Genomic DNA, 25,866 nt, shown 5'->3' on the forward strand with positions numbered 1-25,866 from the left:
TTCTACCCCACCCTTAATTGATTTAACTGATCCATGTGCGGCATAAAGTTCAGAGCACAGCGACGGTTAAAATCCCTAATTTCTTCCAGTTTATATTTGTGTGCAAACTCATTACCTGGACGCAACTGTTCCTGCCCCGGGTAAATCCCCTTGCCAGTCAACAGGCAATTCCAGGATACATTCGGGAAATAGACATCCAGTTTTTGACCCAGTAGTTCATCAGTAATATTCTTGCCTGCCATCCAGGACATCAAGATTGAACGAAGGGAGGGAGATATCTTTTCATTAGTGCCATTGGCAATCCAATAATCCGTATCTGTTCTCGAACTAATACGGTAGTGACAGACGATATAGTCCCGCACTGCATCAAAACGAGCGCTGATACGATTATTAAAATCATCCCTATACTTATCTGTATGATCACCATTATTATAGGCCTCTATAAAGCGCACAACAGTCTCCTGAACCATATCAAGCGCCGTTGCCTCCAAAGGCTCAATAAAGCCTTGGGAGAGCCCCACCGCCAGGCAGTTCTTGGCCCAATGTTGGGCAACCCGTCCCACCTTGAACTTTAATCTACGCGCCTCGACATCACTGTCCAGCAAACCCAAGTGAGCGCGAAATTCTGTTTCTGCCTTGTCATCGTCGACAAAGCGAGAGCTGTAAACATAGCCGTTGCCATTGCGATTAGTCAGGGGGATTTTCCAGGCCCAGCCATATTTCATCGCAGTAGAAATAGTGTGCGGTGCATACTCCCTTTCCTGGTCCGTAGCAAATACAACCGCAGAATCGTTAAACAGACTCTCAGCGCTACTAATAAAAGGAACCTTCAGGGATTGTTGTATGAGACTTCCACGAAAGCCGGAACTATCCACATACAGATCCGCTTTGAGAACCTCACCATCAGTAGTTTTCAGGTGATCAATACTCCCCTGCGCATCGAGCATGGCGCCAGCCACTGTCGCCACCTTATAGCGAACGCCTTTCTGTTCTGCAACACGACGCAGGAACTGGCCCAATAAACCAGAATCAAAATGGTAGCCATAGGCAATTTCAAAAGGGAAGTTTTCCGGCGCGACTGGAGATAATTTTTTCCGGATCATCTCAGTTGCCAGAAAGAAGTGATCCGGATGTCCCTCCAAATCAACGCCTTTCCTGCGCAGATAACTATTATGAAAAAATGCCGGGATAGTAAATTGATCAGGCTGGCCGACAAAGGGATGAACATACTCGGTAAAGCCCGGTTTAACCGACCAATCCCTAAAGGTAATTCCCACTTTGTAAGTAGCGTTACAAGCTGGCATCCACTCAGATTCGCTAACTCCTATAGTTTCCATAAAACCTTTTAGCGGCGGAGTTGATCCCTCCCCCACACCGATAATTCCAATATCCGGTGATTCCACCAGGGTGATTTCAAACCCTTTATTCTGCCAATGGGTCGCCATCAGATTAGCGGTTATCCAGCCAGCGGTGCCCCCGCCAAGAATAATTATTTTTTTGCGTTGATTGCTCATGGCGACTCTCAAAAAACTCGGTACCGCACTTATTGTCGGGCCCTTTAATATTTTAAAAAAAAACCGCCCGGCAAGCGTAGCTCAGCGGGCGGTTTCTTATCACACCTTCAGTTTTACACCGAAAGAATCAGCGATACTTAGTAGCTATAATTCAAGCCGAGGTAGAACTGACGCCCAAACTCAGTATATTCACCGAGGACACCATCTATTCCATATGATTTCACATCAGCCTCATCAGTAAGATTGTTCGCTGAGAAAACCACATCGATACCATTATCGAATGCATAGGATATCTGAGCATCAACGGTAGTGTACGCCTGAGCTAAGGCCGGAGTAGAGCCTCCCGGTATCGGCATAATCAGGATAAATTCATCCCGATAGCGAACATTGAAGTGGGAGCTGAAATTACCGATGTCCCAGAATACTGTAGTGCTCCAGACATTTTCAGAGAGGCCCGGCAACGGCAGGTTTTCACCATAGAGGTTACCGCCACTCACTTCGGTTTCACTCTCAGTATATGAATAGCTGGCGGTCATACCCAAGCCAGCCCAAATACCCGGCAGCTGATCAAAGGTTTTGGTACCCGCAAGCTCAATGCCTCGAATATAACCACCCTTGTCGTTGTTCACGTATGTTTCGAAAGCGCCGGCTTCCAGACCAACGGGAATTTCAATGCCCAGGGAATCAAACAGCGCCGTTCGATCTGCCTGGTCGTCCAGGTAGATATACTGCTTTTCTACCAGGCTTTCGATATCTTTCCAGAAAACGGCTGCAGTTACCGCACCGCCATCTTCAAAATAGTGCTCATAAGCCAGGTCAAACTGGTTTGCACGGAAAGGATCGAGGTAGGGAGAACCCTTGGTCCATACATTGTATTCAGTATCTTTCGTTTCGTTATTAACGCTGTTCCAGGAACCAGCGCCGCCCTTCAACTGCCCAACCGGCGGACGGCCCATCACTTTAGCAGCAGCAAAGCGAATATAGTCCTGCTCGGTCAGCTCAAAGTTCAAGTTAAGAGAAGGCAGGGTGTCTGTGTATTCGGGGCCGTACTCAACATAGTCATAGCTATCTGAAGTTACACCCACATCATCAGTAATCTCGATACCATTGCCTGCACCCACATTTTGGATACCGCTGGACTTCACATCGGTTTCAACAACCCGTACACCGAAATTACCTGTTACTGGAATGCTCCCCAGCTGAGTATCGATATTGGCCATCAAGTAGTAGGCAAAGACTTCCTCTTTCATCGTCCCGGACTCAACGAAAGTCCAGTCCTGGCTAAATACCTTTTTACCTTGGTAATTACCGGCACCAAAAATACTGGAGGCCAGGGCATCCATATCGTTGACTACGAACTGTGGTATCCCGCTGGTGGATTCAACACTGACATAGCCGTCCAGTAGTTGCGGCTCACAATCGATGTCGGACAGGTTATCCGCACAGTAGCCATTGAACTGGCCATCGCGGCTACCGTATAGGAAGGCTCCACGCTCAGAGTCGAAAGTGCGCTCAGAGACACGGAATCCTGCCTCAATAGATGCAATGGCTCGCCACTCCAAATCGAACTTGTAATCGAACTTGAAGGCTTCAACCTTATCGGTGTACTCGTGGGGGTATTCTTCGTAGCGCGACAAACGCATGGTATCCAGATCGGTGAAATCTACATTGGAGAAAACGCCTGAGGGAATACCGTCGCCATTGAGGGAATAGGCAAAGCTCTGCCCAGCAGCCTCCTCCCAGGTATCTAAGTTACCATCGTCATCGTAGGTCAGGTCGTAAGCGTGCATGGACACAATCTGGTCCTTGCGCGTCTTGGTGCCCTTACTGTAGGAGTAGTCAACGGCCAGGGTGTGGCGATCACCTAAATTCCACTCCAGGTTCAGACCAATACTATCGCTATCCGCCTGGGTCGATTGATCCTCAGAGCGGGATTCAAACCAGGGGCTGGAATCATCAGTTGTCTTAGGGTCGGTAATAATTACCGTACCATCGGTAACCACACCACCATTCACTTCGGTATCGGAAAGGGTGTAAAAGTTTGTATTGGCCAGGCCACCAACCGTAATACCGTGGCGAGTATCAACACGCTCAAAGTCTGACTTAAAATAATCTAACTGGGCCTTGAAGCTATCGGTAGGCTCGAAAACGACGCTGGCCAGGTAACCATTACGAGTATCGGTACCATCACCGGATTGCCACTGGAACGCTCGCGGTAAAACATCTTCACTGCCATCACCATCGAAATCGTTCCCCGGCTCATAACCGATTTGGCCGTCTGCACCCGTGCGGGACTTTACAAAGCTGTTCGGCTGCTCAAGGTGAGAATAACCCAGGGCTACGCCCACCTTGTCATCCATAAATTTACCCATGTACGACAGCGTGACGCGCTCACCGAATTCGTCGGCACCGACGTCGTCTGCTGCATCGTTAAACGACATACGCACATTGGCATTAAAGTTGTGTTCTTTGTCGGCGTCGAGAGGATTGGCTGTTTTCAGCTCTACAGAGCCCGCCACGCCACCTTCAATATGAGAGGCTTTCGGAGTCTTGTAAACCGCCGCCTGATTAATCAGCTCAGCAGGGTACTGGTCAAAAGACATCCAGCGAGTACTTTCGGTATAACCACTGGTAGAGGCCTGCTCACGACCATTCAGGGTGGTTTGCAGGAAGTCGCCGTTCATACCGCGGATATTTAGCTGTGAGGACTGACCGTTGGATCGCACGGTGGTTACGCCGGGCAGACGACCCAAGGCATCGGCGATTGATTGGTCGGGAAGAGATGACAGAGCGCCCGCATCTACCACATCGGCCACAACATCGGCGGCGCGCTTGGCTTCAACGGAGTCCAAAACGCTGGTGCGAATACCGGTAACTGTTACTTCTTCCAGTGTTTCCTGCTCCTGCGCATAGGCCCCGGACACGGAGGCCGCAATGGCAGCAGATAGCAAAGTGGGTCTGAGCGCCCCTTTACCTTTATTGGATAGACTCATCATCTTCTCCCTGGACTTATCGTTATGTTGAGACCCTGCATCCTAGGGCGGCCCCTAATCCATAACATCCTCCCCCGAGGGGGGAGGAGACGGGAAAAAGTGTGAGATCAATCACAGGTGTAATTTAATACACGTTTGTCAGGCCATAACCCAACAAAAGTACCGGGCAATTACCCCTCAAGCTGTACTGCAGCGCCAATCAAGGCCTGATAACCCGCATTCAACGCGTATACCGGAACGGCCTCCATCCATTGAGCGACACGCCCTTTCGTCAGGAAACGCTGCTCAAACTCACTCTCAGGTAGCAATTCAGCGATCCTGGGCAGTATACCACCACCCAAAAATACCCCGCCACGCGCGCCCATGTACAAAGCCGCATCCCCGGCCGCACTGCCTAGGAAATTGAGGAAATCTATCAGAGCTTCACGGCACAGCGGATCTGAACCTTCAAGGCCACGGGCGCTGATATCGGGGGGCGTCAGGTCCTCAGCAATCTCTCCGTTCAGCTCGCAAACTGCGCGATAGAGATTAACCAGCCCATTGCCCGATAAAACCCATTCATTGAAAACGGGTAACTGGGTTTTCATCAGGATTTGCAGCAACTGCAATTCACGCTCAGTGGAGACTGTCAGGTTGGCATGCCCGCCCTCTCCCGCCAGCACATGGTATCGACCATCAGCTTCAGCCAGTCCAGCAACACCGAGCCCAGTTCCGGGACCGAGCACCGCCATAGGGGCACCTGCCTGCCGGGGAGTATCGCGCAGTACCTGGTAATCTGATTCGGCCAGACGGGGCAGAGACTGAGCCAAGGCGGCAAAATCATTAATCAGCTCTAGGTGGGGAAAGCTAAACTCTTGCGCCAGCTCCCCGGCGTCAATAGTCCAGCCCAAATTGGTCATATAAACCTTTCCACCTGTTGGAGTCATCTCCAGCGGACCGGCTGCTGCAATACACGCCTTTTCTGGGCGCGGCTGGTTTAACTCATCGAGCCAGTGCTGTAGTGCTGCATCAAATCCCTCGAAGCGTTGGCAATCAACGACTTTCAGTTCTTCCAGCTGGTAACCCTCTGCTACAGGCTTGGCGATGGCAAATCGGGCGTTGGTCCCACCGATATCCGCTACGATACTCGTCATAGTTATCCTTCTAACTTCCCCCTAAAAAAGGCGATATAACTTAAGGCGTCAGACAAAATATTGCCAGCCCCAAAGCTTACTACAGAGGACAACTCACCCTATAAAGAAACCGCATAACCCCATGCATGACCCAGATAAGCTCGGTAAACCTCGCAACAGAAAACCAAACTGCAACTTTCAGTCACTTTATTTTAGCGATCAGCGGGGGGGATATTTTTCACGCTATCGGTAAACGAGCAGATTTCATCTTTACTAAATCGAGTATTGACTCGCTTCTGTGAGGCTGGTTGATAGCTAATACCCACACCGCTACGCCATGCAACCTGGGGTCGAATGGGGCGGGGGCAAAAATTACCGCCACAGTTAGGGCAGACGTTACTGAGTAATGTCTCGACGCAGGGCTGGCAGAAAGTACATTCGTAAGTACAAATCATCGCCTCTTCCGAGTTTGGCGGTAGATCTTTATCGCAATTCTCACAGTTCGGCCTTAACTCCAGCATCCCAGTTCCCTCCTTGTTCGCTAAATAATTTTTTGAAGTTTATTAGTCTTAATTTCTCGCTCAACCTCCCTACACAAAGGAAGTTATCCCAACAAAAAATGACTACATAAAATCTGTATAAGCTTTATATATGGAAGATTAAATAGCTTTTTATATTAACGACTTACTCTCTCCAATAGTGGTATTAAAATGACAGTAAATCGACAAATTCCGACATGCTCAACTGTTACAAAATCAACATTGCAAAATGCTTACCCAATCCATCAAATTGATGACTATCTCTTGATAAGATAACCACATTAATTAATTTCTAAGAAAGGAAAACCAACTTAGACACTTCCCTCAGATTCCACAACCAGAATGCGAGCCTCACCAACAGGATGAGCTACATGTTCCGTGCCCTCAGAAGCGTGGAATATATCACCAGGTCCAAGAAGTTCCGATTCGGTTCTACCTGCCACTTTGTAAAACATTTCTACATGACCATCGAGAACAGCGAAGACTTCCTGGCCATCATTGATATGCCAAATATAAGGTTTATTAGTCCAATGCAGTTTAGTGGTAATCCCGTTCATATTTGCGATAAGTTGCGATTCCCAGGGCTTACTACCGGTAAAATCTCTGCTACGCACTATTTTCATAATGTTTATTCCAATATCGCTTTATAAAATTTCCGGAACCATCATTTAGAGAGTCGGTAACTATAAGGCGGATTCTTCAGGCGCAGGTGAAGTCATGACGCCATTTTCATCAGCCTTTTTTTCTGCCAGCTCATCAACTCGCCTCACCCCAAAAGTCACCGTTGGTGGAATGCCCATCCCCAGATCGATGTCCGCAACACGATAATTGCATCCCCTGGCTTTGAGAATGGCATTCACCTTCTCCTGCTTCTCAACCGCTTTGATAACGGTATTGGCTATTACTTCATCACTGCTAAAAGCAGTTACGGACTCATTGACCCTTTCACCGAGTTCCTTGGCTTTATCAAAAATACCCATAATTTCCTATTCCTTCTCTATTCATTCGCGGCCGAAATCATAGGTTAAATATCTATTTTTAGGAACCGCAAGCAGGTAGCCCTGACTCCACCTCGGGGCAACAACAATCAAAGGTTAAGACGAGCTGGTCACTTACAGCAGAGGCTTTGAGTACCCAGTTAAAAGGGGCCCATTAGTCAGCACCAGGCCTTTGTACAAAATATGCTGACCAACTATTCATGAAGCGGCAAATCCGCTGGATTATTCATACCAAAACCTATTTACCCCTATAATTTCGAGACTCTCCCCCTCTCGTCTTGCCCACCCCAGATTGATGTGTCACTATCATTTTTTTGAGGTTTGGTAACGATAAATGAGTGGGCGCAAGCAGTTCGATGAGTCACAAGTACTAGACAAGGCCATGCGCGTTTTCTGGGAAAAAGGCTACAAAGCAACTTCCTTGTCGGATCTTGAATCGGCCATGGGACTGAATAAATCCAGTATCTACAACACCTTCCAAAGCAAGGAAGGGTTGTATGGCCGCTGTCTGGAACATTTCCACACCCAATATGCCTGCGATGCTATGGATACCTTGAACCACCCGGACTTCCGCACAGCTATGGGCGGCTTCCTGGAAATGCTTCAGTCAGGTATGGAGAGCTCTGAAACTCCTGAAGGCTGTATCGCTACTATGGCAGCTATGGAGGTGGGTGCCAGTGAAGGATTTCTCGCTGACCTGGTAGCCAAGGGTACCAATGATATGCTGAACCGGATCGAAACCCGTATGCAGAAGGCTATTGACGATGGCCAATTGCAGGCCGATGTCGATTGTGCCGCCCTCGCCGCGATGGTTATGGCGGTAAGCCGAGGCGTAGTGGCCCTGAATAAAGGCACGGGCAGTACCACAGCAGGCAAAAACAGTTACCAACAGCTATCCACAATTCTGGACCAGTATACACTTCCCTAAAAAAAGCCCACCCCAAAACTTCTTACCTCTTTGGGGTGGGAATGGGGGTATTCCTGTGAGAATTAACTTTTAAAAATAGCGACGTAATTCCAACTGAAAATAGTCGTCGTTGCGCAAATTGTAGGTAGGATCTTCTTCATCGGCATTACCGAAAAAACGCGCTTCCGCTTCCATTAACCAACGGTCATTTAGTCGGTGGGTCAGTTCCAGATTGGAAAAACGACTACCGTTATCCAAATCGGTACTTACGGCAAATAAAAGCTCCGTATCCTGGGTATTATTTAGGGCGTATCGCGCACCTATTGCAATGTCATTTTGACTGGCCGTAGACCAAGGTCCGGTACGATCATCAAATTGATACTCCATTAATACCCCAAGATCTGAGACCGTTTCGCCAATACCATAAAATGTATATTCGAAACCGCCGACAGCTGCTGTCTGTCGATCTTCACCGCGAGGTTTAAATGAAATAGCTTCAAACTTCCACAACCAATCTCCACGGGTAGTTTGGATGTCCACACCCGTCTGATCGATCTGTGCATAGTAAGGCGCAAGCAAGCCATCTTCCGTAAGCAATAATAATGGATCCCGATTAGTGCCGGAAAAATGGCTGAGGCCCAGGTCCCAATCTCCAAGCACATGGCTGTAACGCAAGGCCCAATCTATGTGCTTCTCCTCCCGGTCAGATTGATAGACCGCAGCATCCTCATCCACCGGCAGCGGAGTACGCAATCGCCCTTCCCGGCCAGCAAACTGACGCTCGCGAAAACCCAGTAAACCGTACACCTCCAGTGTTCCCCAATCACGCTCCATCAGGAGGTTAATCATGGGTTGGCCAAGCTTGTCTTCACCATCGATATTTTCCAGTGCATCATCCTGGTTAATCACATCCACCAAGTGCACGGTTTCAGTAACTCCCCAAAATACTTTGCGCACCCCGGCGTAAAGCTCGAAACTATCGTAAGCTTTCCACCAGTAAAGCTCACCGAGATCCGCGTGATTGCGATCGCTATCCTCACTGTCCCAGCGCCCAAAGACACTGGCCACAACACGCTGGTTTCCATCGTCAAAATCCCGGTAGTACTCGAGATTTAAAGACGCAGAAAGACCAGCATCACTTTGTGCTGAATCCAAAGGGTCTGCGGTGAATCCGCGGGCCTCCAGGCCCGCATAACCGCTCAACTCATTTGCTCCAGCCATATGACTCAACGCCGCCAGTAGTGGCAACAAAGTGAGTATTTTTCGGTTAGCCATGGGCGCAATCCCTATTTCGCCCTGGAGAGACTATTTTTGGTGAAGTCGCGATCGGTAAAACCATTGCCAAATACCCAGTCGCCGTACAACAACTCCGTGGATTTACCAGTCTGGTGATTAACCATTTCCATTTTATTGGCTCGCCAGTATTGATCGGCGTACTGGTTGTAGTCGGAAATCGTGAGGGTCTTCATCAGGTCCCCTTTTCGGTCATAATAGTCGGTTCTCCATGCGCGGTACTCCTCTGTATCAACCCAAAGGTGTTGAATGGAATAACCGGATTTAGGATCAACCGGGTCCAACTCCAGAACAAAGTGATCGCGGCCATCGAAAGACTCGTTGCGCAGATATTTGTAGGTGTATTTCTCCACCTCCTGTGAGGCGATATCTTCATAGGAGAATTCACTACCCATAAATGGTCCAGACTTGTTACTGGAGGAAATACGCTTTACTCGCTTTAAAGCAGGCAAATAGAGCCACTGGTCATCGGAGCCCACTTTATGAGTAAAGGACAAAAATGCTGTGCCCTTTACATCCCGAGGGTTGTCAAAAATCACCAGGGATTTATCTCCGTCATTTTCCTGCTCCAGAGTTTTGGTGCGCATAGCCCGCACACTCTCCTCTCCATATTTATTGCGCAGGGTCATTGTTAGGCTGTTGCTGAGATCGCCGAATCCCAAGTCGCGGCGGTCCGCCTCCTTGGCAATTTCCAGACCTTTTTCTGCGGCCAGATCCAGTTCACTGGCAGAAACAGATAAAGCTGCCAGAGCCAGGGCACCTGCTAGGGCCCGTGTCAAAAACTGTTTTTTAGAGCGGCTGGGTTGCATAGTTTTGCTCCTTATTTTCAATAGGGGTAATAGCGGGGTCGTACGCCTTGGCATCGAGCTTCATCAAGAGAATCGGAAGAAGTAGGAAATCCGCCAGCAAGGCCATCAAAATGCAAATTGCAGTCAGAAGTGCCATGGAAGAATTCATACCGAAGGAGGACTGGGCCAACACCATAAATCCGGCAATCAGAATGACTGAGGTCACAACTATCGCTACACCCACTGAAGAGAAGGCGTAACGCAGTCCGTCCTCCACGTTATAGCCTGCACGGCGCTGGCGCAGGTATTTACTGAGGAAGTGCACTGTGTCATCTACCACAATACCCAGTGCCATACCGGTCACCATAGTGACAGCCACATTGACTTCAGCTACCAGTGCACCCCAGAGGCCAAATGCCAGGCCGGCCGGCAACAAGTTGGGAATTAAGCTTAAGAAACCGAGTTTGACACTGCGCAGGGCAATACCAATCAGTGCAGAAATTAACACCAGCGCAACCAGAGTGCCCACCAACATGCCCTCCATATTGCGCTCGGCAATATTGGCAAACATGATCGCCGGACCTACACCATAGGCAGTTACACCAATGTTTTTCTCCAGCCAATTACTGCCGGCATCAGCTACCGCTTTGAGTTCTTTCGACTTGAGGTTATCGAGAGTTACAATAATCTGCGTTGACGACTTAGCCACATTCAGCTGATTATTTAAATCCAAGCCATAGGGGAGAGACAGCTCGTACAGTAATAAATACTGGGCTGCCAATTCCTGGTCTTCGGGCAACCTGTAGTAGGACGGATCGTCAGCATGCAGATTTTTGTTCAAGCGCTTGAAAGTATCGCCAATGGTATTGACATGGCGCACCCCGGGCTGGGCCTGCATCCACTTAGTGAAACGCTCCAGATTGGCAAGAAATTCCGGATTGCTGACACCATTGTTGTCACCGGATTCGATCGAGTAAATCAGCTGGTAAATACCAGAGAGGTTATCATTGATATAATCTGAATCGGTTCGGAACTCCACAGATTCATCAAAGTAACCAACAAAGTCATCATTAATCTCATTGTTTGGAATCATTGCCAGTAATCCCAACGAGACAATGACTCCCGCGAGTAATATCGGGCGCTGACGGCGAATCACAAAATCTCCCAGAGTATCCATGGAGCGTCCAATTTTGGACTCACTGGCGCGACTCTTGGCTGGCAGTATCGCCATCAATGCAGGCAGTAAGGTAACCGATAAGAAGAAAGCCACCATCACACCCATCGCGGTAATATTACCCAGATCGTGGAAAGGAGGCGCATCGGAAAAGTTCATCGACAGGAAGCCAATGGCGGTAGTGATCGAAGTTAAGAACACAGGCCCCATGTTGAGCTGCAAGCTCTCTTTAATTGCATCGTGCTTGCTGAGTCCACGGCGCATTGCAGCAAACAGGCTCACCAATATATGTATCGAATCCGCCACTGCGAGAGTCATAATAATGGTGGGCGCAGAAGCGGAGGGCGGTGTCAATTTAACACCTATAAAACCGGCCAAACCCATTCCTGCGGCCATGGAGAAGACGATAACCAGCAGCGCTGCAAAAGTCGCACTGAAGCTCCGCACCAACAAAAATACAACTGCAATAATCACCAGGTACATGAGCGGAACTAAGGTGCTCATATCTGACTGAGAGGCTTCAAAAAATGCATTACTCAGTAAAATAATACCGGTCGCATAGACCTCTACATCGTATTTTGCCTCAATCTCTTCCATCAATGCCTGTGCAGCTTCAGCCGCTTCAGGGGTTTCATGCATGGATTTTTGTGGAAGCTGGAAGGTGATATTTATCCCTGTAACGGAACCATCACTATTTACCAGGCGCTCCTTCAAGGTGGGATCTGCCAGCGCTACAGCCTTGATAGAGGCCAGGGTTTCTGCATCTAAATTGCTGGCATTTTCCACCAAGTCCTGTACCAGGAGGTCATCTTCCTCGGCAATGGTGTGCTGGAAGTTGGTGATTGAATCCACCCGCAGCGCATAGGGTAACAACCAGGATTTCTCGGTCATCTCCTCTACAGCTGCCAGGGCATCATTGGAAAAGGCATTGCCATCTTTAGGCACTACCGCAAACAGAATATTGTCATTCTTGGTGTAAGTGCGCTGGATTTGCTCATAAGCTTGTAGTTGAGGATTAGCTTCACTAAAGAATGCCCGGTAGTCATTGTTGAAACCCAGGAATCTTGCTCCGCTTACCGCAAAGAAGGCTAACAATAGTGCGCCAATGGCTACCAGCCATCGATATCGAATAAGCCAATCCGCATAACGGCTGACCCAATTCGAAGGTAATTGGGGGGATGACATTAAATCAGCTTCTTCAAACAACTTAATAGAAAAATAATTAATCAACAACCTAAGCAAATGGGTATTTACTTACGGCCACAGAATCTCGTATTAGCCAATATAAGATCAGCTACAAAATTTGATAAAAAGGCACACTAATGCCATCAGCCAAACCGTAAATGTGGCCGAGACATCAATAAAGAGTTATCGCTTTAGGCGTTATAAAAACCACTTCTTTGTAATTAATGGTAGCCAATAATCAGGCAAAGCTTAACTTTCCCCATCACGAGAGAGCCACCGAGTTAAGAGAATACCTAATTTACAGTGTCGTAAATCTAACAATAAATATAATAATTATTTATATATGCCTGAGACATACAGATATATTCGTAACCTGCCTATTATTATCACTATAAATTAACCCGTTAATTATCCTCTAAGAAATAATTAGAGGGCTCGACAAGTTAAACATCTCTAATTATTTCCAACCTATGACCTATCAGTATAACTTTCTGTGCCACTCAGTCTCGTGAAAACCTTGAGAGCCTCCTGCAATCCTCATTGTTCTGTGGTTATAGCTCTTTCCACAACCTATGCAGAACATCTTGAACCGCTTGGTTCATCATGTCAACAGCGGAAACTGAAAATATATAAAGGCAAGCCAGCTCGAGGGAGTCGGTTACGCAAAATCTGGGGTAGAATCGGCCGACGATAATGAGAATGAAGGAATTGTGCTGTGAAAAAACTGCTCCTGCCCATCGCAATCGGTGCATCGCTGCTAGCTACCCATGCTTCTGCAAGCGACCCTAAGCCTCAGCAATTGCTGGAAAACACTGAGTCCAAAGTGATTGAGTGGCGCCGCCACCTGCACCAGAACCCAGAACTGGGCAATCGCGAATTTGAAACAGCCAAATATATTGAAAAACACTTACGTGCACTGGGCCTTGAAGTTGAAACAGGTATCGCCCATACCGGCCTTGTGGGCTTTTTGAGAGGCGGCAAACCGGGACCAACTGTGGCCTTGCGCGCGGACATGGACGCTCTGCCAGTCACCGAGAGAACCGATGTGCCCTTCGCTTCCAAAGCGAGAACCACTTACCAAGGTAAAGATGTTGGCGTTATGCATGCCTGTGGCCACGATACCCATGTGGCCATGCTGATGGGCACTGCCGAGGTCCTGGCAGGCCTTCGCGATGAGCTGGCTGGAAACGTCTTGTTTATATTCCAGCCCGCAGAAGAAGGCGCACCGGACAATGAAGAAGGTGGCGCTGAGTTGATGCTCAAAGAAGGGATCTTCAAGAAGTACAAGCCGGACGTGGCCTTTGGCCAGCATGTCACTTCCTCGCTACCCACCGGCGTCATCGGCTATCGCTCGGGCCCGCTTATGGCCGCTGCCGATGAATTCCGTATTACCATCAATGGCCGCCAAACCCATGGCTCACGCCCCTGGGGTGGAGTGGACCCTATTGTCGCCGCAGCACAAGTCGTAATGGGCACCCAAGCCATTGTCAGCCGCCAGATCGACATCACCAAAGAGCCCGCAGTCGTTTCTTTCGGACGTATTGACGGTGGTGTCCGCAACAATATCATTCCCGATAGTGTCTATCTGAATGGCACCATCCGTAATTTTGATATGGATAACCGTGCAGAAATTTTCAAACGCTTAAAAACCACTGCGGAGTTAATTGCTGAAAGCTCCGGGGCAAGCGCAGATGTGGAGATTCTGGAGGGCTATCCGGTAACAATAAATAATGCGGAGCTGACAGAAATGGCCCTGCCTATTCTGAGATCTGCTGTCGGCGACAAGAATGTTGTAGAAGTACCCAAAATCACGGGGGCAGAAGATTTTTCCTACTACGCCAATGAGGTCCCTGGCTTTTTCTACTTCCTGGGAGTAACTCCTAGGGATCAGGATGCCAGCCAAGCTCCAAGCAACCACTCACCGCTTTTCTATGTGGATGAGGACGCTTTGCGCAAGGGTACTGAAGCGCTGACTCTGTTAACTTTGGATTATATGGCGAACTATAAAAAACAGTAATTGTAAAAAGAGCCTCATTTTGAGGCTCTTTTTTAGATGCTTGTCACTCTTATAACTCGATATTAAAGATTACAACACCTTCGCAGGTGAATACCTTATTATCGGCATTAAGAGTCCAGCAAAATACTAGGCACTTTCAGAGCGCCCTCTAGTAGTAGGACGCCGTCTCGGAGCTCGTTGTGGTTTCTGTCCATCACTGCGACCAGCCTCAGCACCGCGCCCTTTACCGTTACCGCCCGCGCGCTTGGCTGGGGCCCCTTTACCCGCAGAGGCGTTCCCACTGCGGCTGCTAGAATTTCCACGCCCCTCAGGCTTACCGCGTCCATTGCCGCGGTTGCCCCGACGTTCCTCGCTATTGCCGCGCGCTTCACGCCGCCCTTCACTCTTCTGAGAGTTACCCGCTGGGCGCTTGCTGGAGCCGGGCTTTTGCAACCCACCCCGCTTTGGATTACCGGATGCGGGCACCTGGTGGTCCGGCTCAAACTCTTCGATTTCCTCGCGCGGAATTGGCTTGCCGATCAAGCGCTCAATATCGCGAAGCTGCTTAATCTCATCAGCGCTAACAAGGGATACCGCTTGCCCCTGAGCGCCCGCACGCCCTGTGCGGCCAATACGGTGGACATAGTCCTCAGGCACATTGGGCAAATCAAAATTTACTACCTGGGGCAGCTGGTCAATGTCGATGCCTCGGGCTGCGATATCAGTCGCCACAAGAATCTGTACTTTGCCGGCTTTAAAGTCCGCCAGGGCACGAGTTCGTGCATTTTGACTTTTATTACCATGAATGGCTGCTGCCAGGATGCCGTCACCTTCGAGCTGTTTTACCAGCCTGTTGGCACCATGTTTAGTTCGACTAAAGACCAAAGCTTGGTGCCAGTTATTATCCCTAATCAAATGACTAAGCAGTTTCGTTTTTCGAGCCTTATCCACAGGATGGAGCTTCTGTCGCACCGTTTTAGTAGTGGAGTTGCGTGGACTGACATCAATTTCCAGCGGATCTTTTACCAAGCCTTTCGCCAGCTGACGAATATCTGGTGAAAAAGTTGCGGAGAATAGAAGGTTCTGACGCTTAGCCGGTAAAATCCTCAATACTCGTTTGATATCGTGGATGAAGCCCATATCCAGCATGCGGTCTGCTTCATCAAGTACTAGAGCTTCTAAGCGATCGAAGCGAATTGCACCTTGATTGTGCAGATCCAGCAAGCGCCCAGGGGTAGCTACCAAAATATCCGCTCCGCCTCGCAGACGAGAAATCTGGGGGTTGATCTTCACACCACCAAACACCACCGCATGGCGCATAGGCAGGTACTGGCTGTACCCCTGCACATTATCGAAAACCTGAGCCGCCAATTCACGGGTTGGAGTGAGCACCAGTGCGCGTACTTGCCCTTTTCTAGCGCGCTCACCCTGGCTAAGACGATGCAACAGCGGCAAAGTGAAGCCAGCCGTCTTACCGGTACCAGTTTGGGCTGCGGCCATAATATCGCTGCCCTTCATTACCGCTGGAATAGCTTGTGCCTGGATTGGCGTAGGCGCAGTGTATCCCTGCTCTGCAACGGCACGGGCAATCTCCTGGGCAAGGCCCAGATCTTCAAACAACATAAATAAACCTCGAACTGCGCCGCAGGCGCAATCAAACACACTCACTCCCCCTGAGGGAATGAAGAGAGAAATCGGAGTCGACATCGGGAGCCTGTATTGCTCCCAGCGTGTACAGCCGTCTAATCGCCAGTCCTCGTAACCGGCGCGCGGCATTCAGTAGAAATTTCCTGGAAGAATTTTTGAAAAGTTCCGGAGGGGCTACCGGCGGATCACCGGCCTACAAATGACGCAGCTGAGAAAAATCAGCGGCGGTACTATACCACACAAAGGCTGACTGTATAGTTTCACCCAGCCAAACTCCTTTCCTTTATAGGTTTATACAGAGCAGTTGTTGGGGAGGTCGTCTTCAGGACCGTAACATAGTTTCACGTTCGCAGCGCGAGCGTCTATCTTTGAGGTACCCCATCCCGTTGCGAACTTGTAAAACAAAGCTGCTCAAAGCAGCCAGGATAGGAACCGTTATGTCACCCAACAACAGTGTGAATACTGAACACCAAGTTGAGCTGATCACCCTCGGCAATGGACGCAAAGTCTCAATACGCCCCATCTGTCGCAGTGATGGCCAGCTTGAGAAAGAACTAATTGAACAGTTGTCTCCAGAAACTCGCCGCGATCGCTTTATTGGCGGAAGCTGTAAAGCCAGCCAAAAGCTATTGGAGTTACTCACAGATAACGACCACCATGTACATGAAGCTTTTATTGCACTCTGCAGTAGTGACAGAGCACAGAGAGCTGTTGCTATAGCACACTACGCACTTGACGTTGACGGACGCGCTTGTGAGTGTGCCGTTGTGGTGAGCGATGACTGGCAGGGGTTAGGTTTGGGACGCTTAATGTTAAAGCGACTCATCAACTGCGCTCAGGATCAGGGGCTTGAACGAATCTATTCGATTGAGTCAGCACAAAATAGACGAGTGGACAGTTTCGCAAAATCCATGGGCTTTACCTGTAAAGCCGATGCCAAAGACTATACCCTGCTCACCTATACACTAGAGTTGAAAACTAATCTTGAGACTAATGGCTTTAGTCACAAAGAGGAAGTTTCCCGAATAAATTTGGAGTAAGTGAGCAATTTTAGAATTTAAGTCCATATTTATATTTATTTATCTATATGAAGCAGGTGCCCTTGGTACTTGCTTCACCTATTTTCTACTTAACTTTACATCGTTTTCCTAATACAGCCTTGGCGACCTCAGATTTCTTACAGTTATTGGTCTTTTATAATACGACCTCAAGAAAAGTTGGATCACCACCGTCCGCCAAATTTCCATATACTTATTTTGTATTTATACGCTCCACAACAGGGTACCGCTCACTTGCCCATTCATGGCAGATATCTGCCAAGTATTGGGCTAAAGCTTTCTCACTAATTTCTGAAGGTATTGATATCCCGGCACTGCGACGCTTACCTTCATTGCCCTGATAGAATGTGGCCCAGCTATTCGACTGCCTTTCGATCAAGACTTCTCTACCAAAAACATTGAATTTAAGCTTTTTCATAAAGAACTATGTACAACTAAAATGCCTCAAAGCTTTGCAATTGCTCACACAAATTTCGAAAACCTATTTTCATTGCATGGATACAATACGCTCTCCATCAGATACAATAAAGTATTTGCAGGAGTTAATTTAACTCCTGCAAACCCAATAAGTTCTTCTTTTATATCACTCTTCTTTAGTCAAAAAAATCATCACACGCCAATGGCCCACTAAATTCGAGCAAGGCCTGGGGCATTTGAATTTGCTCCTTCAGCTGTCCAAATTGATACAGATAGAAGTTGACATCTGCCTGCATGGATTTCATATAACTCTGCTCACCACCAAAAATAATTACAGAGGGAAACTCCAGCGGATAAAAGCTGGCAATATCTGCTTTTGCTTCGACAACTAACTTGTATGAAATTTTGTTAAGTTCAACTTGTAGATAACCTGAACAAGCATCAGCTTCCCGCTTAACAGAGAAACCATTAAAAGCCGGTAAAAAAATCAGGTCATACTCTTCAGAAACATATCGCCCCGCCCACATTTCAATCTCTGAGTCACCCAGTTTAGCTCCGGTAATCATATAGTAGAGGTCACCTGTTAGCCCCATTGAATAGATCATACCGGCACTGGATTCTTTGTCATACCAGCCCTTATCCAATTGCGCATAGCCAACACCGGCTAGAGACATAGAACCATCAAAGTAACTGTAATTGACTGGGGTACCGACCGTATATAGGAACCACTTTCCTCCTACCCCAGGTATCTCAGGAATAAATCCAAAAGGGGTTTGACCGGGGTTTAACCCATGCCAGTAATGGTGGTGTTCACCAGCCCACTCCATATTAAACAGGAAATCTGGGTGTAAGACCTGTACACCCTGCTCATCGGCCACAACTACTCCCGGTACTTCATAGTAGAACTCATCAATACCTTCAGGGTGCTTCAAGATCACTTCATCAAAAAAGAGATCATACTTCGTGGTAGCTCCGGCCTCTGAAGAAAAAGCTAAATGGATATAGGCTTTAGGCTTGGCAACTGCAAAGTCAGGTGCAATATAGGTTTGTAAGCTAACTTTGAAATATCCCACATCGGGAATTGCAATGTTATAGAACCATTGCTCAGCCCAGGTTTCATCAGAGCTAGGCTCATGTGCACTTAAGTCACTTAGAGTGGTAGCACCAACAAATATGGGAGATATCATTAATCCGATTACAATCAGTATTCTTTTTATCATAAAATACATTGAATAATCCTCTTTTACTCTTCACTAGTTACATTACGACAACAACGTTTAAGCTGGGCATTAATCCAAAGCCGAATTGCCAGCCACAAGATACTAGCCGTACAGTACAAGATTATTTTTCATTTCTTATGGGTATTAATTATTTGCGATCTATTCTACAAAGATAATCAAATACATTTATTTTAATTTTTTGGTCAATCAACCTTCTACTCAATAAAAGTGGATAGTCATAAAAGCAGCGTGATATTCCTCTTTAATCGCGAATAAACACCTAAACTGTTGGATAAAATTCCCTCCTCTCGGCGCTTTAATTAACATGAATAAGAATATTCCTTCCAAGTTACCAATATTGATTGGTGGTGAGTGGATTCAGTCCAAAAGTACTGAGTGGCTGGATGTAACCAACCCCGCTACCGGCGATGTTCTTACACAGGCACCATTGTCTACCAAGATTGAGCTGGAGAATGCAATAATTTCCGCCAAAGAAACATTTGACCAATGGCGAAATACGCCGGTTACCGCAAGAGCACGGATTATGTTGAGGTACCAGGCGCTTCTGAAAGAAAATCAGGAGCTGCTGGCTGAAATCCTCAGCGAGGAAACAGGTAAAACTTTTGAGGATGCCAAAGGGGACGTCTGGCGCGGCATTGAGGTTGTTGAGCATGCAGCCAATATCGCTTCACTAATGATGGGTGAAACCGTAGAGAATGTTGCCAACACCATCGACTGTTACTCCTATCTACAACCTATTGGAGTTTGTGCGGGGATCACACCATTTAATTTCCCCGCAATGATTCCACTGTGGATGTTTCCAATGGCGATTGCCTGTGGGAATACTTTTATTCTGAAACCTTCTGAACAGGACCCTGTCACGCCTTGCAAACTGGCCGAATTATTTGCTGAAGCGGGGGCTCCAGCAGGTGTTTTACAGGTAGTACATGGCGGCAGGGAGCAGGTGGATTTTCTTCTAACACATCCCGGTATTCAGGCCATTTCATTCGTTGGTTCAGTCCCCGTGGGGCGGCATATTTACCAGACGGGTACCCAGCACCTAAAACGTGTTCAAGCTTTTGCCGGTGCTAAAAATCATATGGTCGTAATGCCCGATGCCAATAAGGCTGCGGCTATTAATAATATTGTTGGATCATCCATCGGAGCTGCCGGGCAACGCTGCATGGCGATTTCCGTCGCTGTACTTGTTGGAGAGACACAACAATGGGTAGACGACATTAAAGACGCTATGTCAGCTATCAAGCCCGGTCATTGGAAGGATACGCAAGCGGGCTTCGGTCCACTAATATCACCCGCTGCTCGTGCGAGGGTGCTTGGGTATATCGCCCAGGGCAAAAAGGAAGGCGCCCGCTGTGTATTAGATGGCTCTGAAATTACTGTCGAAGGGTTTCCCAATGGAAACTGGGTTGGTCCCACCCTATTTGCCGATGTAACTTCGGACATGTCGATCTATACCGACGAGATTTTTGGTCCCGTACTTTGCCTGGTAAATGCCGACTCCCTGGAAGAAGCAATCCAATTAATCAATAACTGCCCCTATGGCAATGGCACCTCAATATTTACGGCTAGTGGCGCTGCCGCACGTAAGTTCCAACACGAAATATTAGTGGGGCAAGTCGGTATTAATGTACCTATTCCAGTGCCATTACCTTTCTTTAGTTTTACCGGCTGGCGAGCGTCTTTTTACGGTGATCAACACGCTTATGGAAAACAAGCTGTACGGTTTTATACCGAAACCAAAACTGTTACGGCACGCTGGTTTGACAGTGATATAGAGCATGCAGAGCACACCAACTTAACCATACAGCTCAAATAATGTTAACTGGAGAGCAGCATGACTAAAACAGTCGCATTTTTAGGGTTGGGCCATATGGGACTGCCTATGGCCACCAACCTGGTCCAGGCGGGCTTTGAAGTTAAAGGGTTTGACCCGGTCACTGAAATACTGGATACCGCTGTAGAAAGCGGTATCAAAAAGTGCTCCTCTCCCCAAGAGTCCGTCGAGGAAGCAGATTTTGTGGTAAGCATGCTGCCTAATAGCGCGGCGGTTGAGTGCCTGTATATTGATACCGACAAACTACTCGACAGTATTTCTCGCGACTGTTTGATTATCGACTGCTCCACTATTTCTTCCAACAGTTCTAAGCGCCTTATTCGTGAAGCCAGAATCAAAGGCCTGCAAGCCATTGAAGCCCCTGTTTCCGGGGGAGTGGCGGGTGCTAGCAAAGGAACTTTGAGTTTTATGTGTGGGGGAGAGGCCGGTGATGTCGACAGGGCCCGGGAAGTTCTAGAGCCAATGGGTAGCAATATTTTCTATGCCGGAGCAGCGGGATCTGGCCAAACAGCAAAGATTTGTAACAATATGCTGCTGGCTATTCATATGATTGGTACCGCTGAAGCCCTACAAATGGGGGTAGATAATGGACTCGACCCCAATGTGCTCTCCGACATTATGTTAAAGAGTTCAGGAGCCAACTGGTCCCTACAAAATTACAATCCCTATCCCGGAGTAATGCCCGAAGTTCCAGCGAGTAAAAACTATAGCGGTGGCTTTATGGTAAAACTTATGTGTAAGGACCTGGGGTTGGCGCAGGAAGCAGCCACTCAGAGTAAGAGCTATACGCCTCTCGGCTCAATGGCGCGCAATCTCTATGGAATTCTCAATTTGCGGGGAGGTAGTGATTTGGACTTCTCATCTATTCAAAAGCTATTTCAAGAAGTGGATTAGCCGCGTAGCAGGCTGGGTATCCACAACCCCAGCCGCAGCTCCACTTCTTTCCGCGCCCGTTACTAGCTATGGTTGCATGACTTTACCGAGAATTCGGATTTCACGCACTTGATCCCACTCTATAGCAAAGTAGAACTTTTGTTTGCGTCCAGCATTACTGGGGATCGTGAGTTCTTCAGGGTTTCCTTTTCCCCTAAACAAGTTGGTTGCATAGCCATCCTGGTCAATAAGGATCACTGCCTCGGAGTTATCCAGGTCGATTAACCGCACGGGGAAGTCATTTTGATTTTTAAAACCAACTTCAACATAGCAACCACTCTCTGCATGGGCGGTCACTGCGATAACATCGGTTTCCAGATACTTATTGAGATCTTCCAGCGTATTGATAAGTACAGCACCATCAGTACTCTGCCCTGTTTTACGTCCATCAACCACACCTTCACTGGCACCATCCATCAGGTTTTTACCAAAGCTGACGATGTTAGACATCACTGATTTTGCCGTTTCCGCTACGCCACTCTCCTGCTCATCTGTATTTTGCTGTGCAAACGCAGAGGAACATAAAATCAGGCCGGCAATTAAAATCGTTCTTCGCACTGATATCTCCATATCCTTTACTATCCATTCCAGCCTAAGCAAGCTCCGGTTAGCTGGCTTAGGCTGGGAATATTAGCAAAAGAAATATTACCTGGAAAAACGATTAGTGCTTGGGCAGTACAAAATCAGGATTACTGTCCCTGCCCTGTTGCTGCAATTTGAACCTCTCGAATATTTACATGCTGGGGCTGGGAGTACATGAACATTGCTGTGCGAGCAATATCCTCTGCATTAATTGCACCACCAATGGATTCTTTCCATTGTTGATAGGCCTCAATAATTTCTGCTGATGTAGTGTGGCTTAGCAGCTCTGTTTCCACCGCGCCGGGGCATATGGTCATTACACGTACCCCGGTAGGCGCCACTTCCTCGCGCACGGTTTCACCAATAGCAGAGACAGCATATTTGGTACCACAGTACGCAGCATGATTGATAAATGTTTTTACTCCAGCAATAGAACTGATATTGATAATGGTCCCGGAATGGCGAGTTTTCATATCTTCCAAAACTGCCTGCATACCGTTAAGCAAGGCCAATACATTCACATCGAACATTTGCCGCCACTCATCGGGGTTCTGGGTTTCAATATTGCCCAGTAACATTTTGCCGGCATTGTTAATCAGACAGTCAACCGGACCGAACTGAGTCTCAGCCTCACGAATTGCCCCGCGCAAGGCTGCCATATCAGTCACATCCACTTTCCTGCAAAGAGTATTTGGCAGATTTAAAGCTTCCAGTTTGTCCACACGCCTTGCCAACAATAATAAAGGATGCCCGGCAGCAGACATATGTTGGGCAATGGCAGCACCAATACCTGAACTGGCTCCAGTAATAACAACGAGTGGTTTGGACATGGGCTCTCTCTCCTTCAATGAGTTATCCCGGCGGATAGTTTTGTTTAAGTAGACCCAGTATAGGAATTCCGACTAATATGATTAGCCCAACCAATTGGAAAACATTGTTTGGTTTTTATGAACAATATCTCATGGCGCGCTATTCGTGCATTTATTCACGTGGCCGATGCCGGAAGCTTCACCGCTGCAGCGCGGGACAGCGGCTTTTCCAAGGCCAATTTGAGCCAACTGGTCACAGAGCTGGAAACAACCCTGGATATACAGCTTCTCTACCGCACGACAAGACAACTGCGTCTTACCGAGATTGGTGAGGGTTACTATTTGCGTTGCAAGCAAGCGATGCAGCAGTTGGATTCAGCCGCCGAGTGGGCCAGTGAATCAAAGGGAGGACTGGAGGGAAACATCCGCATCAACGCTGTTGGTGGCGTTATCGGAGAGAGCTTGATTGCTCCGCTGGTGATCAAGTTTCAGCAGGCCAATCCAGGAGTTAGAGTTCATCTGGACTTTTCCAGCACCCGAGTAGATTTGATTCAAGACCAGTACGATTTGGTTATTCGTATGGGCAGTTTGCCGGACTCCTCACTGATCGTGCGTAAACTTCACACTATCAAAACCCGATACGTAGCCAGCCCACAGTTCCTTAAGGAATATGGACCTATAGAAAAACCTGCTGATTTAGCATCTGTACCGCTAATTTCTGGCAGTGTGGATCAATGGCTGCTGACACAAGGTAAGAATCAACAGGTTGTGCAAGTTGAAAACAGCACTAAATTGATTAGCGGAAGGGTAATGCATCGCGCTGCAATTGAGGGACTTGGAATTACCCGACTGGCAGATATCTATGTCCAGGCAGATATTGCCAGTGGACGCCTGGTTGAAATTCTGCCCGGCTGGTCTCAATCTACCGAACTCTCCATGGTATGCCCGCCCCTACGCCACCAATTATTACGGGTGCGCAATTTGATGCAGTGGCTCAAGGAGGGTTTTGCGGATATTTATTTACAGGCTTTAGCCGTTAGCCCTATTGAATAATAGTATCTCAAATAGACATGAACAATTTGTCTATGTGACTAGCTTTTTCTGATTACAGTCAAAGTTCACCTTCTGATTTTTTTATTGCCTGTAATTCCACCGGTGACAAGGCCTTGTAGCCACGCAAATAGGGCCAGCCATACCCCCAACGAAATGGGGTGGGTAAAAAAGGCGTACCGCCAACCCGAACTCCAAGTAACATCATTAGTGCAACTTCTTCTTCCCCGGTTCCAGCTACACAGACTTCCAGATCTTTATCCGCCTGCTCCCGTTCATCGTATGTGCCCCCTTTCCAGTAGGCATAATCATGGGCAATACAGCAGTCGAGCCACAACTCCTGTTGATCAAAAGTTCCATCGGGAAATGCGCTACAACCATCAGTAGTAAATGGTTCTATTTCCTGCGCAAAGGCTTCCAAACTCAATAAGGAAATGAACAATAACCAGCGGCACATCAGTTCTACTCACACACTCGAAAAAAGTAAATCGGCTCGAACACTGGAATATAACCCCACCTCTTCGATAAACCACTAAAAATTGAGTTTGAGCCCACTTGCCATTAGTGTCTATTGGACACATAATATTTCAAGACCTATTATTCAAGCCCTGGAGAGACCGGGGTTTATTCACAGCAAGGAGCTTGCTGCTATGGCCCAGCACTACGATTTTGCCGTTTTCATCGGTCGATTCCAGCCATTCCATTCCGGACATCTAAAAGTAGTCCAGTGCGGATTAGCTCAGGCCCAGCACCTGATTATCCTGATTGGCTCCGCCAACCAGCCCCGCAATCCTCGCAACCCCTGGACTCATCGCGAGCGGGAACAATTTATCAGGAAAAGCTTAAGCCAGAGTGACAACAAGCGCCTGACCTGCCTACCTTTAATGGATGTGCCTTACAATGATGAACTGTGGGTACGCAATGTACAAAACTCAGTTAACGGCATAGTGACTGCTCGTCACACCATTCCCCACAAGCCACCCCAAATTGCATTAATCGGGCACCAGAAAGACCAGAGCGGTTTTTACCTCAACCTCTTCCCCCAGTGGGAATCCCTTGGGGTGGAGAATCACAACGAAATCAGTGCAACCCCCTTTAGGGAGGCACTATTTACCGACAGCGCCGATAGCTTGTTGAATTCACTCGGCCAGGAAATGCAATTGCCAGAGGGCACTGTTGGCGCTTTAAGAGAGTTTGTGGAGACCAACCCAGCCTACGGCGAGATGCGCGAAGAAATGGCATTTATCCAGCGCTACAGATCCTCCTGGGCCACCGCTCCCTATCCGCCAACTCACGTTACTGTCGATGCTGTAGTGGTCCAATCTGGCCATATCCTGCTGATAGAGCGACGAGCTTTTCCCGGGCGGGGTTTATGGGCGCTGCCCGGTGGTTTTGTCGACCCCGGTGAGCGACTGATCGATGCTTGCCTGCGAGAATTGCGAGAGGAAACACGCCTTAAAGTCCCGACACCAGTGTTGAAAGGATCTATACGCCGGCAGGATGTATTCGATGAACCCTATCGCTCGGCTCGTGGAAGGACCATCACGCACGCCTATTACATAGAACTGGCTCCCAGCCAACAGCTTCCCAAGGTAAAGGGCGGTGACGACGCTCGCCATGCCCGCTGGGTTCCCCTCGCTGATCTGGACCCTCAGCAGCTATTTGAAGACCACTATTTCATCATTCAATCCCTGATTGGCGGCGCCTAAAGCTGGTAGGAGGTGGCCAATTGCCACCTCTTGCACATTCAACAACTCGCATTACCCCACCAATACCCAAAAAAAACACGCCGACAC

General features: G+C 48.1%; 22 protein-coding genes. 7 read left to right on the plus strand and 15 right to left on the minus strand.

Annotated elements, in window-relative coordinates; all coding sequences use genetic code 11:
• Positions 1-2 precede the first annotated feature (2 nt).
• The 6 genes from ACJJII_RS03875 to ACJJII_RS03900 all read right to left on the minus strand — a co-directional run bounded on the left by ACJJII_RS03875 (position 3) and on the right by ACJJII_RS03900 (position 7,138).
• Positions 3-1,514: a tryptophan halogenase family protein gene (locus ACJJII_RS03875; protein WP_444918359.1), complete on the minus strand. Its 1,512-nt coding sequence runs from the start codon at positions 1,512-1,514 to the stop codon at positions 3-5.
• 137 nt (positions 1,515-1,651) lie between these two features.
• Positions 1,652-4,507, minus strand: a complete 2,856-nt coding sequence (locus ACJJII_RS03880; protein ID WP_444918360.1) for a TonB-dependent receptor — start codon at positions 4,505-4,507, stop codon at positions 1,652-1,654.
• A 170-nt stretch (positions 4,508-4,677) separates the two neighbouring features.
• A complete protein-coding gene (glk, locus tag ACJJII_RS03885; RefSeq protein WP_444918361.1) occupies positions 4,678-5,640 on the minus strand; it encodes a glucokinase in 963 nt (320 codons plus the stop codon).
• Between the two features lie 191 nt (positions 5,641-5,831).
• Positions 5,832-6,140 (minus strand): DUF1272 domain-containing protein, encoded by a 309-nt coding sequence (locus ACJJII_RS03890; protein WP_444918362.1) that lies wholly within the window; start codon positions 6,138-6,140, stop codon positions 5,832-5,834.
• A 329-nt stretch (positions 6,141-6,469) separates the two neighbouring features.
• Positions 6,470-6,781 carry a cupin domain-containing protein gene (locus ACJJII_RS03895; RefSeq protein WP_444911629.1) on the minus strand — a complete coding sequence of 104 codons (312 nt, stop codon included), beginning with the start codon at positions 6,779-6,781 and terminating at the stop codon, positions 6,470-6,472.
• Positions 6,782-6,841: 60 nt separating this feature from the next.
• A complete protein-coding gene (locus ACJJII_RS03900) occupies positions 6,842-7,138 on the minus strand; it encodes a hypothetical protein (protein WP_413663518.1) in 297 nt (98 codons plus the stop codon).
• Between the two features lie 352 nt (positions 7,139-7,490).
• Between ACJJII_RS03900 and ACJJII_RS03905 the strand changes: the two genes are divergently transcribed.
• Positions 7,491-8,084 carry a TetR/AcrR family transcriptional regulator gene (locus ACJJII_RS03905; RefSeq protein WP_413663519.1) on the plus strand — a complete coding sequence of 198 codons (594 nt, stop codon included), beginning with the start codon at positions 7,491-7,493 and terminating at the stop codon, positions 8,082-8,084.
• Between the two features lie 69 nt (positions 8,085-8,153).
• Here ACJJII_RS03905 and ACJJII_RS03910 read toward each other — a convergent pair whose 3' ends face one another.
• Genes ACJJII_RS03910 through ACJJII_RS03920 form a run of 3 tightly spaced genes read right to left on the minus strand, consistent with a single transcriptional unit; the run spans position 8,154 to position 12,503 of the window.
• Complete coding sequence (locus tag ACJJII_RS03910) at positions 8,154-9,338, minus strand: hypothetical protein (RefSeq protein ID WP_444918363.1); 1,185 nt, start codon at positions 9,336-9,338, stop codon at positions 8,154-8,156.
• 11 nt (positions 9,339-9,349) lie between these two features.
• Positions 9,350-10,165, minus strand: a complete 816-nt coding sequence (locus ACJJII_RS03915; protein ID WP_444918364.1) for an outer membrane lipoprotein-sorting protein — start codon at positions 10,163-10,165, stop codon at positions 9,350-9,352.
• A complete protein-coding gene (locus tag ACJJII_RS03920; RefSeq protein ID WP_444918365.1) occupies positions 10,146-12,503 on the minus strand; it encodes an efflux RND transporter permease subunit in 2,358 nt (785 codons plus the stop codon). The genes ACJJII_RS03915 and ACJJII_RS03920 overlap by 20 nt, the downstream gene beginning before the upstream one ends.
• A 715-nt stretch (positions 12,504-13,218) precedes the next feature.
• Between ACJJII_RS03920 and ACJJII_RS03925 the strand changes: the two genes are divergently transcribed.
• The gene (locus tag ACJJII_RS03925; protein ID WP_444918366.1) at positions 13,219-14,520 is read left to right on the plus strand and encodes a M20 family metallopeptidase; all 1,302 of its coding nucleotides are present in this window, start codon (positions 13,219-13,221) and stop codon (positions 14,518-14,520) included.
• 126 nt (positions 14,521-14,646) lie between these two features.
• Here the strand turns inward: ACJJII_RS03925 and ACJJII_RS03930 are convergent, their stop codons facing one another.
• A complete protein-coding gene (locus tag ACJJII_RS03930; protein WP_444919254.1) occupies positions 14,647-16,122 on the minus strand; it encodes a DEAD/DEAH box helicase in 1,476 nt (491 codons plus the stop codon).
• A 461-nt stretch (positions 16,123-16,583) separates the two neighbouring features.
• Between ACJJII_RS03930 and ACJJII_RS03935 the strand changes: the two genes are divergently transcribed.
• Positions 16,584-17,186 (plus strand): GNAT family N-acetyltransferase, encoded by a 603-nt coding sequence (locus ACJJII_RS03935; RefSeq protein ID WP_282931039.1) that lies wholly within the window; start codon positions 16,584-16,586, stop codon positions 17,184-17,186.
• Positions 17,187-17,397: 211 nt separating this feature from the next.
• Here ACJJII_RS03935 and ACJJII_RS03940 read toward each other — a convergent pair whose 3' ends face one another.
• Positions 17,398-17,622, minus strand: a complete 225-nt coding sequence (locus ACJJII_RS03940; RefSeq protein ID WP_444918367.1) for a DUF7661 family protein — start codon at positions 17,620-17,622, stop codon at positions 17,398-17,400.
• A gap of 175 nt (positions 17,623-17,797) precedes the next feature.
• Complete coding sequence (locus ACJJII_RS03945) at positions 17,798-18,841, minus strand: hypothetical protein (protein ID WP_444918368.1); 1,044 nt, start codon at positions 18,839-18,841, stop codon at positions 17,798-17,800.
• Positions 18,842-19,166: 325 nt separating this feature from the next.
• Between ACJJII_RS03945 and ACJJII_RS03950 the strand changes: the two genes are divergently transcribed.
• Together ACJJII_RS03950 and mmsB are read left to right on the plus strand one after the other, a co-directional pair.
• Positions 19,167-20,678 (plus strand): CoA-acylating methylmalonate-semialdehyde dehydrogenase, encoded by a 1,512-nt coding sequence (locus ACJJII_RS03950; RefSeq protein WP_444918369.1) that lies wholly within the window; start codon positions 19,167-19,169, stop codon positions 20,676-20,678.
• 18 nt (positions 20,679-20,696) lie between these two features.
• Positions 20,697-21,590 (plus strand): 3-hydroxyisobutyrate dehydrogenase, encoded by an 894-nt coding sequence (gene mmsB, locus ACJJII_RS03955; protein ID WP_444911636.1) that lies wholly within the window; start codon positions 20,697-20,699, stop codon positions 21,588-21,590.
• Between the two features lie 66 nt (positions 21,591-21,656).
• Here the strand turns inward: mmsB and ACJJII_RS03960 are convergent, their stop codons facing one another.
• Both ACJJII_RS03960 and ACJJII_RS03965 read right to left on the minus strand, forming a co-directional pair.
• Positions 21,657-22,187 carry a hypothetical protein gene (locus ACJJII_RS03960; protein WP_444918370.1) on the minus strand — a complete coding sequence of 177 codons (531 nt, stop codon included), beginning with the start codon at positions 22,185-22,187 and terminating at the stop codon, positions 21,657-21,659.
• Positions 22,188-22,318: 131 nt separating this feature from the next.
• On the minus strand, positions 22,319-23,041 hold the full coding sequence (locus ACJJII_RS03965) for an SDR family oxidoreductase (RefSeq protein ID WP_282931032.1): 723 nt from the start codon (positions 23,039-23,041) through the stop codon (positions 22,319-22,321).
• A 117-nt stretch (positions 23,042-23,158) separates the two neighbouring features.
• On the opposite strand from ACJJII_RS03965, the gene ACJJII_RS03970 reads away from it, so the two are divergent.
• Positions 23,159-24,073, plus strand: a complete 915-nt coding sequence (locus ACJJII_RS03970; RefSeq protein ID WP_444918371.1) for a LysR family transcriptional regulator — start codon at positions 23,159-23,161, stop codon at positions 24,071-24,073.
• Positions 24,074-24,131: 58 nt separating this feature from the next.
• Here ACJJII_RS03970 and ACJJII_RS03975 read toward each other — a convergent pair whose 3' ends face one another.
• The gene (locus tag ACJJII_RS03975; protein ID WP_108734714.1) at positions 24,132-24,527 is read right to left on the minus strand and encodes a hypothetical protein; all 396 of its coding nucleotides are present in this window, start codon (positions 24,525-24,527) and stop codon (positions 24,132-24,134) included.
• An 88-nt stretch (positions 24,528-24,615) separates the two neighbouring features.
• On the opposite strand from ACJJII_RS03975, the gene ACJJII_RS03980 reads away from it, so the two are divergent.
• Positions 24,616-25,779, plus strand: coding sequence for a bifunctional nicotinamide-nucleotide adenylyltransferase/Nudix hydroxylase (locus tag ACJJII_RS03980; protein ID WP_444918372.1), 1,164 nt, complete (start codon positions 24,616-24,618; stop codon positions 25,777-25,779).
• The last annotated feature ends 87 nt before the right edge of the window (positions 25,780-25,866 follow it).

It is taken from the genome of Microbulbifer maximicatervae (SeqCode) (assembly GCF_052467825.1).